This window comes from Gilliamella sp. Pra-s60 (assembly GCF_009795755.1).
Classification (GTDB): domain Bacteria; phylum Pseudomonadota; class Gammaproteobacteria; order Enterobacterales; family Orbaceae; genus Gilliamella.
Map to the genome: position 1 here is coordinate 51,335 of NZ_WTFA01000001.1, position 13,327 is coordinate 64,661.

A 13,327-nucleotide genomic window follows, 5' to 3' on the forward strand; every position below is an offset into this window, starting at 1 on the left:
TGACTTAAAAATATTGATTAACCAATATTATAAAATAGCTCTTTGTTTTATCGTTAATAGCTTCAACAGCCAGTCTTGTGTATAACTAAATACGTTTTATTTAATTAAAACGTCATTTAGAGTATTTTTTGTTGTTAAACATTAAGATGAATATTGCTTAATAACTTAATAAATAGAAAGAGTAAAAAATCTTGATCTAATAATTAAAATAACTGATCAGCTTTGAATGAATTAAAAGATAATGAATTGGGTATATCCTGATGTCGTGAATAAGTTGAAGGAAAAATGCCAATCTTTTTTGAATAAAGAAATTAGTGTGCAAGAAATTCAATCTAGTATTTATGAGGCCGAACACAAAATTTTGGCATTTGAAGAAAAATGGTTAAGAAAATTGCTTTTTGATGCAGAAAACCAAATTGAATTGAATCGTCATATAATAGATAACGATAAATTAAAACCATCTGTTGAACTTATTGTTAAAGATATAATGACAAAAATATCATAGTACTCTATTTCATATATTTTATTTGTTTGAAATTTTTTATAAATTAGATTTATCAAAAAAACGGTCAGGAAAGGTATTGATTTTATTTTAGTTTTTATTGGTGTTGCAATTGCTAATTAAATCATAAGAATAGAAACTTAAAAAGTGCCTGAGTTATATAACTTTCATTTAATTTTTATTAATAATTTATTATTTTAGTTTTTTGTTTTTTTTAATAAAATGCTTAATCTATATAATATTTTGTTTTTTCAAATCTATTGATAAAGTGTTTTCTAAACCATAATACTATCATTCTTTTTTTCTTGTCTTTTTTAAATAGTTTTTTTCTATAATCAGATCGTTGTTTGATAAATTGAGCTCTATCAGTGTGTATTGATGAATTTGAGCGGTTTTTGTCATTTGTTGTAATTAAGCAGGGTAATGTTGCATATAATTTAACCCCTGTGCATAATTTAATTATTCTAAACATATCAGCTTCATAGCGAATAGGATATAAAAATTTAATTAGCTTTTTGGCTGCTTCGTTCGTTATGATGTATCCAGTAGCTCTAATAGCTCTTGTTACCTCAAATATGTCAAAACTATCTAAGTTGAATTTTTTGTTAACAAGGTAATGAAAATCCGCTGTTAATAAAAAAATTCCTTTTTTATCATTTTTGTTTTTAAAACTATTTAAAAAGTCAGGTAGTTTTTCATCTAATACTGCATCATCTTCAAGAACTAAGGCGTAGGGTAAGTTGTTTTGTATTATTTTTTTATATACATTTATGTGACTTAATGCGCAACCTATTTCCCCTTTTGTTAAAAAATTATTTGGATAATCGTAGACTGCATTTTGAATGAATTCTTCAGATAAAACATTACCATCGACGGCATTATAAATTTCGAAGTCTAGGTTTAGTTTTTCACATTCCTTTTTTATATGTTCTTTTTTAGCTGATTCTCTTTCTAAATTTATTATAAAAATCTTCATGTTATTTACTTCCATTATAACAATATTTAAAGTATATCATGCTAATAAAAATATAAAAAATGATAAAAAACTTATTAATAAATGATCTACAAAAATGATTGACTTAAGTATATACTCTTTATCAATTAAATTGGATTATCATGGTGTATGTTAATAGTGAATAATTCAATTGTCGGTATTTATTTTATCAATATTTTAAGGACTTTTTAGTATGATTTTAGGTAATATTAATCATTTAAGGCTAGTTCCTTATTTACCTAGCAAAATAAAACAATCAATTGAATATATTAAAGATAACGTTAATATTAATACCCCTGTGGGGCGGTATGATATTGATGGTGATAATATGTTTTTTATGGTTTCTGATAGTCAATCACGTTATATTGATGAGGCTAATCCTGAATATCATGAAAAATATATCGATGTTCAGATTGTTTTAGACGGGCAAGAGGGGATGGCTGTGTGCACGTTACCACCTTATACCAAAGTGGTAGACGATAAGTTAGCAGAAAACGATATTGCTTTTATCGAAACACCAAAAGAGGAGACTATGCTAATATTACAGCCAAATGATTTTATTGTTTTTTTACCTAACGAGGTACATAAGCCGCTTTGTGCTATTGATAATAAGATTGAAACAGTTCGTAAAGTTGTGGTGAAAATTGCACTGGATTATTTATAATTAAGTCAAGGATATAGGTATAATATGACGACAAATATCGCTGTGATTGGCGAATGCATGATTGAATTGTCGATGAAACAAGATTCGACTACGCGTGGTTTTGGTGGTGATACACTTAATACCTCTGTTTATTTATCGCGTTTATTAAAAGGTAATGATTTTTCAATTCATTATGTAACAGGGCTTGGCACAGATCCTTTTAGTCAAGAGATGTTAGATAGTTGGCAAAAAGAAAATATTCAAACCGATTTAGTTCAAAGAATGTCGGATAAAATGCCCGGTCTTTATTCTATTGTGACCGATGAGCAAGGTGAGCGTTCTTTTTATTATTGGCGTAATGATGCAGCAGCTAAATTTTGGTTAAAAACAACTGACACAGATAAAATAACGCAACAAATTGGACAATGTGATTATGTGTATTTAAGTGGTATTAGTATTGCGATTTTAGATGCTGAAAGTATCCTTAAATTGTTAGATCTTTTAAAACAAGTTAAGGCTAATGGTGGTAAGGTTATTTTTGATAATAACTTCCGTCCACGTCTATGGAGTAGTCTTGATTTGGCCCGTAGTGTTTATGCTGATATTCTTAGTTTGACCGATATTGCATTTTTAACATTAGATGACGAAGATTTGTTATGGGGCAAGCAGCCTTATGAGCAAGTGATTGAACGTACAAAAAACTTTGGTGTGACTGAAATTGTTATTAAGCGTGGTAGCGATAGCTGTATTATTGATTCAGTTGAAGGGCGTTTTGATGTTCCAGCTAATAAGATCGCAAAAGATAAAGTGATTGATACTACCGCTGCGGGGGATTCATTTAGTGCAGGATACCTTGGTGCGCGTTTAACTGGACAAAATCCATCTCAATCAGCATTGCAAGGCCATTTGGTTGCCGGTACGGTTATACAATATCGTGGTGCAATTATTCCTGCTGATGCTACTCCTAAATTAATTGGTTAATCTATATTTGTAAAAGACGGTCATTGATGACCGTTTTTTGGTTTCAGCTTGTTAGAAATAATTCTTTGAGTTGATGTTCTTATCAAAATTTTTAGAAAAATTTACGTTTTGTTGTAAGTCACCAATTAGCGTATCTATTTATATAGTAGTATATTTAATCGATTCTCACTGGTATAATATACAGTTAATTTTTCATCCATTTTTTAAAAACAAACATAAGAGAGATCTATGTCAATCAAAGATATCGATATCCGTGGTGCCAGAACGCACAATCTAAAAAATATTAATGTCACCATTCCTAGAGATAAGCTCGTTGTGATTACTGGGCTTTCGGGATCAGGTAAATCTTCGTTAGCATTTGATACTCTCTATGCGGAAGGGCAGCGACGTTATGTGGAGTCGTTGTCGGCATATGCTCGTCAGTTTTTGTCATTGATGGAAAAACCCGATGTCGATCATATTGAAGGTTTATCGCCTGCGATTTCAATCGAGCAAAAATCGACGTCACATAATCCTCGCTCAACTGTTGGGACTATTACTGAAATTTATGATTATTTGCGTTTACTTTTTGCTAGAATTGGTGAGCCACGTTGCCCAGAACATCATTTGCCTTTAGCAGCACAAACAGTTTCACAGATGGTTGATAGTATTATGGCGTTACCGACTGAGAATCGTTATATGCTATTAGCCCCTGTGGTTATTGAACGTAAAGGGGAATTTGTTAAACTGTTTGAACAGTTAGCTGCTAGTGGTTATATTCGGGTGAGAGTTGATGGCGATGTGTATGATCTTTCGGATCCTCCAGCCCTTGAGTTGCAAAAAAAACATACCATTGAGGTGGTTGTTGACCGTTTTCGCATTCGTGATGATTTAAAATTACGGCTGGCAGAGTCAATTGAAACAGTGCTTTCGATCACGAATGGTATTGTTAAAGTTGCTAACTTGGATGATCCACAAGCTGAAGAATATCTGTTTTCAGCTAATTTTGCTTGCCCTATTTGTGGTTATAGTATTTCGGAGTTAGAGCCTCGGTTGTTTTCATTCAATAATCCTGCTGGTGCTTGTCCTGAGTGTGATGGGTTGGGAGTGCAGCAATATTTTGATCCTAACCGTATTGTTCAAATGCCAGAAGTTTCGTTAGCAGCAGGGGCAATTAAAGGTTGGGATCGTCGTAATTTTTATTATTTTCAGATGTTAAAATCATTAGCGGATCATTATAAATTTGATATCGATAAACCGTATGAAAAATTGCCAGAAAAGATAAAAAATATTTTGTTAAATGGATCTGGTGAAGCTGAAATTCAGTTTGTTTATTCAAATGATCGTGGTGATGTTGTTAAACGTAAACATCCATTTGAAGGTATCCTTAATAATTTAGCCCGCCGCTACAAAGAAACTGAATCACAAACCATTCGTGAAGAATTGGCAAAATATATTAGTCATCGACCTTGTCCTTGTTGTGACGGTTCAAGATTATGTACAACGGCAAGAAATGTATTTATTAATGATACCAATCTACCAACAATTAGTGATCTTAGCACACAACAAGCTAAAGATTTTTTTGATAAGTTGAGATTAACAGGACAGCGAGCGCAAATTGCCGAAAAAATCTTAAAAGAAATTAATGATCGTTTGCAATTTCTAATTAATGTCGGGCTTAATTATTTATCTTTATCACGATCTGCCGAAACCCTATCAGGTGGTGAGGCTCAACGTATTCGATTAGCTAGTCAAATTGGTGCTGGATTAGTGGGGGTTATGTATGTGCTTGATGAACCTTCTATAGGTTTACATCAGCGAGATAACACTCGTTTGATTGACACTTTAACCCATTTACGAGATTTAGGTAATACTGTTATTGTGGTTGAACATGATGAAGAGGCCATTATGGAGGCTGATTATGTGATCGATATTGGTCCTGGTGCTGGTGTTCATGGTGGTCAAGTTGTTGCGCAAGGAACGCCTAAACAGATTATGTCATGTAAGGAATCTTTAACTGGACAGTATTTATCAGGTAAAGAAAAAATTGAAGTTCCAGCCGTTCGTACTAAAGCTGATAAGAAAAAGATATTATCACTTGTCGGCGCAACTGGAAATAATCTTAAAGATGTCACATTAAATATCCCTGTGGGATTGTTTACTTGTATTACTGGTGTTTCAGGCTCGGGTAAGTCAACATTAATTAATGATACTTTGTATCCTCTTGCACAAAATGAACTTAATCGTGCAGAAAAAACCGATATAGCACCTTATAAATCGATTAAAGGACTCAACTTTTTTGATAAAGTTATTGCGATAGATCAAAGTCCAATAGGGCGTACACCACGTTCTAATCCAGCAACGTATACTGGTTTTTTTACTTCTATCCGTGAGCTTTATGCTGGAGTACCTGAATCTCGGGCTAGAGGATATAATCCTGGTCGATTTAGTTTTAATGTGAAAGGTGGTCGTTGTGAAGCTTGTCAAGGTGATGGTTTAATTAAAGTTGAAATGCACTTTTTGCCAGATATTTATGTGCCTTGCGATATGTGTCACGGCGCTCGCTATAATCGTGAAACCTTAGAAATAAAATATAAAGGTAAGTCAATTAACGAGATTTTAAATATGACTGTAGAGGAAGGCCGCGAGTTTTTTGATGCTGTGCCTATGATATCTCGTAAGTTACAAACATTGATTGATGTTGGCTTGTCTTATATTACTATTGGGCAATCAGCAACAACATTATCGGGCGGTGAAGCTCAACGTGTCAAACTTGCAAAAGAGTTATCTAAGCGAGATACTGGTCGCACTTTATATATTTTAGATGAACCAACAACAGGTTTGCATTTTGCTGATGTTAAGCAATTATTAGCGCAATTGCATTCATTGCGAGATAAAGGAAATACTATTGTGGTTATCGAGCATAATCTGGATGTGGTAAAAACAGCAGATTGGATAGTTGATTTAGGACCTGAAGGTGGCAACGGCGGTGGAGAAATTATTGCTGAAGGGACACCGGAAGATGTTGCAGAGTCTAAACATTCTTACACTGGACAATATTTAAAACCGTTGTTGGAAAAACAAAAAAATAAGTAGTCTATTATTATGCTACTTAACATAGATAAGATAGGTAAAGTATAATGTTCTTCTTGTTATATGTTTAAATTCATATTTATTTTAACAAATATCAACAATAAGTAGGATAAGATTTATACGTGTTTGGTTAGTGTTCAACGTTCCATTATCAGCAGGATGTGGCCGATGAAAGGAGTTCTATTTTGACATTACAAATTGTATTCATGATTGTGATTGCCTATTTTTTAGGTTCACTTTCTGGCGCAATGATTATCAGCCGCATCATGCATTTTCCCAATCCTTCTGAACATGGCTCGCACAATCCTGGAGCAACCAATATATTACGGCTTAATGGCAAATTACCTGCTATTTTGGTTTTGATCTTTGATATGTTAAAAGGTGCAATACCGGTTTATATCGCTTATCGACTTGATATTACACCTTTCTTTTTGGGTATTATTGGTATTTCGGCTTGTTTGGGGCATATCTTTCCCTGCTTTTTTCATTTTCGTGGCGGTAAAGGTGTTGCAACTGCGTTAGGTATGATGGCACCGATTGGTATTGATTTTACAGCTTGTTTTATTTTAACTTGGTTACTTACATTACTTATAACAGGCTATTCTTCGGTTGCAGCGATTGTTGGTTTCCTTATGGCGCCATTTTATGTTTGGCTATTTAAGCCTGAGTTAACTTTACCCGTTGCCATGCTTTCATGTTTGATTATCATTCGTCATAGTAGCAATATTATGCGTCTTTTAAAAAGTGAAGAACCTAAAAGTTATTATAGTAGCAAGGATAATAACAAACTAAAGTAGGTAAATGAAAGAACGGCTTTATGACTCTATTCTTTGCAATATAACAGCTAAAAGTTACTTGCAATTTACAAGTTTATCTTTATGTAATCTTTTTAATTTTGGTTAAATTAAAATTAACAAAATTATTCTTGTTTAATAGAAGCTTGAAACAAGGTATTATTAATTTAAAATTTAAATGTGTGGGAATCAAAATAAATTCATGCAAATAAGTCCATTATTAGAATCACTTATGGAAGCATTGCGTTGTTTGCCTGGTGTCGGACCAAAATCGGCACAACGGATGGCTTTCCATTTATTACAACGAAATCGACAAGGTGGCATTAAATTAGCTCACGATCTGCATGATGCAATGATAAATATAGGTCATTGTAAAGAATGTCGAACATTTACTGAACAAGATATTTGCACTATTTGTAAAAATGTTCGTCGGCAAAGCAGTGGTCAGCTTTGTGTGGTTGAAACGCCAGCTGATATTGTTGCCATCGAACAAACAGGACAGTATAGTGGTCGTTATTTTGTATTATTAGGCCATTTATCACCATTAGATGGTATTGGTCCTAGCGATATTGGTCTTGATTTATTAAAAAATAAGTTAGCAATGGAATCAATAAACGAAGTTATTTTAGCAACAAATCCAACGGTCGAAGGTGATGCAACGGCTAATTATATTGCGCAGATTTGTGCAGAGTTTAACGTGATAGCAACAAGAATAGCTCATGGTGTACCTGTTGGTGGCGAGTTAGAAATGGTAGATGGGACAACGTTATCACATTCATTTGTTGGCCGCCAAAAAATTGAACTTTAATATTTTTGATTTTAACGCTAACTTATTAATTTATAGTTTAATAGTTAACCTAGTTTTAGTCGTTAGTGAATTTTTATAGTAAAAGTTAGATATAAAAAGAGGAATGACATGAAATATAAAGCTGTTGCCTTTGATATGGATGGGACATTGCTTAATAGTAATCGTTTAATTTTGCCAGAAACAGTAGATATAATTAAAAAACTCAGTGATAAAGGTGTGAAAGTGATTTTAGTTTCAGGACGTCATCATTCGGTGATTTATCCTTATTACTATCAACTAGGTTTATCAACGCCAACGATTTGCTGTAATGGTTCTTATCTTTATGATTTTGAAAATCACCAAACTTTTGCTGCTAAACCCATGACGAAAGATCAAGCTAAAAGACTATTACAATTAGTTAAAGAGTATAAAATACATACTTTAATTTATACTGATCAAATGATGACTTATGAAGTATTAGATGATCATCTAGAAAGTTTTTTTAAATGGGTGGATGCATTACCCTCTTTTTTACAACCAAAAATCCAAAAAGTCGATAGTTTTGAAAAAATGATTGATGACGCAGGTGCTATTTTTAAATTTGCAACAAGTAGTCATAACATACCAGCGTTACAACAATTTTCAGATGCAGTAGATAAACTTGGTACGTTTTCTTGTGAATGGTCTTGGGCAAATCGTGCAGATGTTGCAGTAAAAGGCAATACTAAAGGTAATGGTTTAATGCATTGGGCGCAGAATGAAAATATTAATTTAAATGAAATTGTTGCATTTGGTGATAGCTATAATGATATCAGTATGTTATCTATTGCGGGGTTAGGTATTGCGATGGGTAATGCTGATGATGAAGTGAAAGCCAAAGCAAGTTATGCTATTGGTGATAATAATAGTCCAAGCATTGCAGCCGAACTTGAAAAACTCTTTTTGTAATCTATTAATATATAAATATTGTGTTTGAAATTCTTTATCAAGATACTAATTTAATTGCGATTAATAAACCGTCAGGTTGGCTTGTGCATCGCAGTTGGCTAGATAAACATGAAACCACTGTTGTAATGCAAACCTTACGGGATCAGATTGGGCAGCATGTTTTCCCTATACATAGGTTAGATAGACCAACATCAGGTGTTTTGTTGTTTGCGCTTTCTAGTGATGTCGCAAGGATGATGTCAGAGCAATTTGCGACAAAAAAAATTGAAAAAACGTATCATGCAATAGTGCGTGGTTATCTTGAAGGGGAATCTGTGATCGATTACCCTTTAGTTGAAGAATTAGACAAAATTGCAGATAAATTTACTAACAAGAATAAACCTGCACAAGAAGCAATTACTTCTTATCGCTCTATTAGTAAAATCGAAGTTCCAATTAAAGTTGGTAAGTTTGAGACTGCAAGATATAGTTTTGTGGAATTGAAACCGCAAACAGGGCGTAAACATCAATTGCGTCGTCATATGAAACATATCTTTCATCCGATATTGGGTGATAGTAAGCATGGTGATTTACATCAAAATCGAGCATTTTCGAGCTATTTTAATCTCAAACGATTAATGCTGCATGCCAGTAAACTGGAAATCACTCATCCCATCCAAAATAAAATAATAACTATTGAAGCTAAATTAGACCAAAATTGGCAAGATATTCTTATCAATTTTAAATAGTAGTATTTGTTTAAAACAATATAACTTTTCAATTATTATATTACATAGTATGATTTTGTCGCTTTCTGTGATTTTTTCTGTGGATTCAATCTAGGAGCATAATTTTAATATATTAAACATAAATAATACTAGGAATGGAAATAAAAATGAAATTAGTAATGAAATTTTTAAGCATTTTCTTATTGGCACTTATGGTAACAGCATGCTCAAATGATGATTCTCCTGAAAAAGTATCAGAAAAATTTATCACAGCAATCTATAAAGGTGATACAGATACGGTTATGAGCCTAATCAATTTCCCTAAAGATGATGATAACAAAAATATGGATATGAGAATGTTTGTTAAGAGCAAAATGCAAGAAGCACTAGCACGTGGAAAACAATTCACTGATGATCATGGTGGACTTGATAAAGTTGAATCTGCACCAGCAGAATATACTAATGATGAAAAAACTATGGCTAAAGTGAAAACTACCGTCTTTTTCAAAGACAATACTAAAAAAGAAGAACAAAATATATCAGTAATCAAAGCTGATGGTAAATGGTTAATTAATTTTAAATAAAATAGTTATATTGTAACTATTTTATTTTCGGAAATAATAAACAGGGTAAATATTATTTGCCCTTTTTATTAAGAATGAATTTTAATGAACTATTGCAGATTTTTTCTTATTATTTTTATTATGCTGGCAAATTTAGTGTTTGCTAACGAACCTGTCAATTTTTCAAATGCACCAGCTGAATTGCCTTATTTAATCAAAGCAGGGGATTGGATCTTTAGAAAAGGTATTCAAACCGATAGCTTTATTGTCAATCAATTAGGTGGTGGAGATTTTTCACATATTGGTATGGTTATATCAATTGAACCTAAAATTAAAATTATTCATGCTACTACTAGTGACGATGAAAACCATCTTAATCAAGTTATTGTGTCAAGTTTAGAAGAATTTATTACCCCAGAATTAGCCGAAAAATATGCTATAGCAAGACCCAATTTTTTATCTGAAGTACAAAAGCAAAATATAGTCGATGATCTTTTAACAAAGAAAGGACAAGCTTTTGTATTAGCCCCTCGTGAGCAACCACATCTTTATTGTACAACGTTACTTTTTGACTCTATTATCAAATTCCAACCTGATTTTAATATTGAATGGAAAAACACCTATTTCCCTTCATTAAGTGGTTCTTATTTATTTCCAAGTGCATTTGCAAATTATTCTGATATTACGTGGATCTATAAGTATCCAGAAAAACAATAATGCTTTGTAAACATAAGTAGATCTTAGAAATTCAAATAAAAACGAAACGATTGCTGTAATTATAAGCTATTTAATCTTGACGATTAGTCAAGCCAATGCTACTATCTGCACCCTATTCAGATAGACCTCTACGGCGCGTTGGCAGAGTGGCCATGCTGCGGATTGCAAATCCGTCTACCTCGGTTCGACTCCGGGACGCGCCTCCATTTATCATCAATAAAATCAAAAAGATAAAATATTGTCATTTTAAAGCAACCAATACCTATAATTAACTTAGAATATACAGTTAGAATAAATTATAGTAGCTCAAACTTAATCTGACAGACACGTATTACTCATCGGCTTTCATTTTAAAAAATACGTGTCCGATGAGCAAAATAAATTCTCTAATAACTTTTCCTTAACCAACCCTTTGAATCATTCCATGTTTGCCATGGTGTCTTCCCATAGCAATATTTTCTAGATTAAGATAAAGTCATAAGCATGACTCTCCTTATGACCATTATATTTCGTATCTCGGTATGCTGTCGGCACACTCTGACGCCGAAACAAGACAACAACATAGCCTTGAGTGTTTTTTGTGAGTTGTTTTTGTGTTAAAAAACAACGCAAAAACCCCAAAAAAACGGTCAGGAAAGGTATTGATTTTATTGAAGTTTTTTGGGTGTTTTTATCAAACAAAACCACTCCCCAAAAAAAATCCAAAGCAACGCACTCAACCTTCTAACAAATCTTTACAATAAATTAACAAAAAAAGTGGCAGATTATGCACCATCAAGTTATAATTTTCATGCTTTTTCAAGCAGGGAATCGCTCAAAAAATAAGCGAACGGACAGAAAAATCGAGAAAAAACAAGAAATTACTTGACAAGGGAATAAAAATGCATTACCATGGTTGGCATCTGGCATCTGGCATCTGGCCTGCCAAACCTATGCCCTAAATCTTATTGATTCACACAGTGGTCAAAATAGAGCGCCACAGTTATTTTCATCACCGAAGTCATTTCGCGTAGCGAAATCGACGCCGTCATCGCGGTCTTTATTGGCGATGTCTTCGGCGGGTTCTTCAACAGCATCCTCGGTCACATCATCGGCCATATTTTCGACAAAGTTATCGCCGATATCCAAGTGGTTATTAAAACCGCCATTGTTATTCAAACCTTCATTGTTATCTAAATCCGCATTGGTTCTTGCGCCATTGTTGTTATTGTCATATACGCAGGATACACAGGCGTTAACGGCACAGACATCAAGGGTTATAGAGGGCAGTGCGCCATATTTAACATTTGATGGTGGACAGACAAAGGCTACTAATACAGACACCTTCTTGGCAATCGAGTTGCCAGATGGAAGACGTATTACGCAGTCAAGTAACACATCAAGTGTTACAAATCCGATAAGGTTGCCTAGTGGAAATTTCACATTCAATGATATTCATATGGTAATACCGTCGGGTGCAACCTCGACTAGTTTAAATAGTCTAATCAGCCAAGGGAAATGGGGAGATGATGACGGCGATGGACAGGGAGTAGGGGGAGTAACGGCATCAGGGAGTATATCGTTAACAATAAAGGATAAAAATGGCACTACCGTTAATCGTAGTGACACATTAAGCATATGTAACGCGCCTTATAAGGTCACTTTAGATAGTACAGGGGGAAGTTTAACTACACAGTATGGAGTGCCAAATAGTAGTCGTTTTTACGGAGGGACGGTGGATTATTATATCACTTTGCCGTCACAGCCAGTTATTTGTTCGGTCAGGCCGAATCTAACTTGGGGCACAGGCAACTACGCAGGCCCAGCTAACATATGGTCTCCTACTAAGGGCTTTTTGGTTCAGTCAACAAACTCATCATCTTACAACCTAAACTTTCCTACTACAGGAGCAGATGGTTTGTATTTTGATTTGGATATAGGAGGTATTGACGGAGGTCAGTTGCGTTGGACAGTTAATACAAGTGGTAGTCTAGGGGCAACGGTGAGATGGACAAGGCCGTTAACAGGGACATTCACAGACCCAAGGGGAAATACTGTCCAAGCTGATGAATGGATTAGGGATAAATCCAAAAATGTAACACGGGTAACATTAACAGGTCCTAGGGCTGATAGTACTCAAATAAGCTCAAGTAGTCCAAGTCCACTTACCCCCCCAATTTTGCCACAGACTTTCGAGTTAGTGGGTAGGGATAGTAGTGGTAATGCTGTCGTGAAATATGGATTTGTATTGAAGCAGTGGTTCGTCAATCGGGGTGGTGAAAGGAAATCTTATAGTGACCACTTAGCATGGTGTAATCGTTTGGGTTATCGTATGGTACGGGTAAGGGATTTAACCAATGCAAACTATAACAATTTAGGCGCAACACCTAGCTCATCAGGTAATTATTACAAGCGTCACATAGGTGCAGGCTTTTTCACGGAGTGGGGCTGCCTGTCCAGCTACGCTGCTGCGGGCTTCGCCCACGTCGGCTACCGGACGAGTGACGCGGCAGGTGGCACCCAGCTCGGTGTCGCCTCGTACAACGCCGGCAGCGTCTACAGCGACCGAGCCAGCGGCAGTTACTATGCTGTTTGCACCGCACCTTAGCTTTTAGCGTTTAGTTCTTAATCCTTAGGGCG

The 13,327-nt window shown here is 34.5% G+C and carries 12 protein-coding genes and 1 tRNA gene; 12 read left to right on the forward strand and 1 reads right to left on the reverse strand.

Annotated features, from left to right (window positions below; all coding sequences use genetic code 11):
• Positions 1–241: 241 nt before the first annotated feature.
• On the forward strand, positions 242–505 hold the full coding sequence (locus tag GQ596_RS00230; RefSeq protein WP_202113705.1) for a hypothetical protein: 264 nt from the start codon (positions 242–244) through the stop codon (positions 503–505).
• A 223-nt stretch (positions 506–728) separates the two neighbouring features.
• Here GQ596_RS00230 and GQ596_RS00235 read toward each other — a convergent pair whose 3' ends face one another.
• Positions 729–1,478 (reverse strand): glycosyltransferase family 25 protein, encoded by a 750-nt coding sequence (locus GQ596_RS00235; RefSeq protein WP_160399688.1) that lies wholly within the window; start codon positions 1,476–1,478, stop codon positions 729–731.
• Between the two features lie 211 nt (positions 1,479–1,689).
• Between GQ596_RS00235 and GQ596_RS00240 the strand changes: the two genes are divergently transcribed.
• The 11 genes from GQ596_RS00240 to GQ596_RS00290 all read left to right on the forward strand — a co-directional run bounded on the left by GQ596_RS00240 (position 1,690) and on the right by GQ596_RS00290 (position 13,295).
• On the forward strand, positions 1,690–2,160 hold the full coding sequence (locus GQ596_RS00240) for a YhcH/YjgK/YiaL family protein (protein WP_160399689.1): 471 nt from the start codon (positions 1,690–1,692) through the stop codon (positions 2,158–2,160).
• Positions 2,161–2,184: 24 nt separating this feature from the next.
• Positions 2,185–3,120, forward strand: coding sequence for a sugar kinase (locus GQ596_RS00245; RefSeq protein WP_160399690.1), 936 nt, complete (start codon positions 2,185–2,187; stop codon positions 3,118–3,120).
• 234 nt (positions 3,121–3,354) lie between these two features.
• On the forward strand, positions 3,355–6,195 hold the full coding sequence (gene uvrA, locus GQ596_RS00250; protein ID WP_160399951.1) for an excinuclease ABC subunit UvrA: 2,841 nt from the start codon (positions 3,355–3,357) through the stop codon (positions 6,193–6,195).
• A gap of 182 nt (positions 6,196–6,377) precedes the next feature.
• Complete coding sequence (gene plsY, locus GQ596_RS00255; RefSeq protein WP_160399691.1) at positions 6,378–6,989, forward strand: glycerol-3-phosphate 1-O-acyltransferase PlsY; 612 nt, start codon at positions 6,378–6,380, stop codon at positions 6,987–6,989.
• 199 nt (positions 6,990–7,188) lie between these two features.
• Positions 7,189–7,794, forward strand: a complete 606-nt coding sequence (gene recR / locus GQ596_RS00260; protein WP_160399692.1) for a recombination mediator RecR — start codon at positions 7,189–7,191, stop codon at positions 7,792–7,794.
• Positions 7,795–7,902: 108 nt separating this feature from the next.
• The gene (locus GQ596_RS00265; RefSeq protein WP_160399693.1) at positions 7,903–8,721 is read left to right on the forward strand and encodes a pyridoxal phosphatase; all 819 of its coding nucleotides are present in this window, start codon (positions 7,903–7,905) and stop codon (positions 8,719–8,721) included.
• 20 nt (positions 8,722–8,741) lie between these two features.
• Positions 8,742–9,449 carry a tRNA pseudouridine(65) synthase TruC gene (gene truC / locus GQ596_RS00270; RefSeq protein ID WP_160399694.1) on the forward strand — a complete coding sequence of 236 codons (708 nt, stop codon included), beginning with the start codon at positions 8,742–8,744 and terminating at the stop codon, positions 9,447–9,449.
• Between the two features lie 158 nt (positions 9,450–9,607).
• Entirely contained in the window at positions 9,608–10,012 is a 405-nt protein-coding gene (locus tag GQ596_RS00275; RefSeq protein WP_160399695.1) for a DUF4878 domain-containing protein, read from the forward strand.
• 84 nt (positions 10,013–10,096) lie between these two features.
• Entirely contained in the window at positions 10,097–10,708 is a 612-nt protein-coding gene (locus tag GQ596_RS00280) for a hypothetical protein (RefSeq protein WP_160399696.1), read from the forward strand.
• A 132-nt stretch (positions 10,709–10,840) separates the two neighbouring features.
• Positions 10,841–10,914: transfer RNA gene (locus GQ596_RS00285), tRNA-Cys, on the forward strand.
• Positions 10,915–11,603: 689 nt separating this feature from the next.
• Positions 11,604–13,295, forward strand: coding sequence for a hypothetical protein (locus GQ596_RS00290; RefSeq protein WP_160399697.1), 1,692 nt, complete (start codon positions 11,604–11,606; stop codon positions 13,293–13,295).
• Positions 13,296–13,327: the final 32 nt, after the last annotated feature.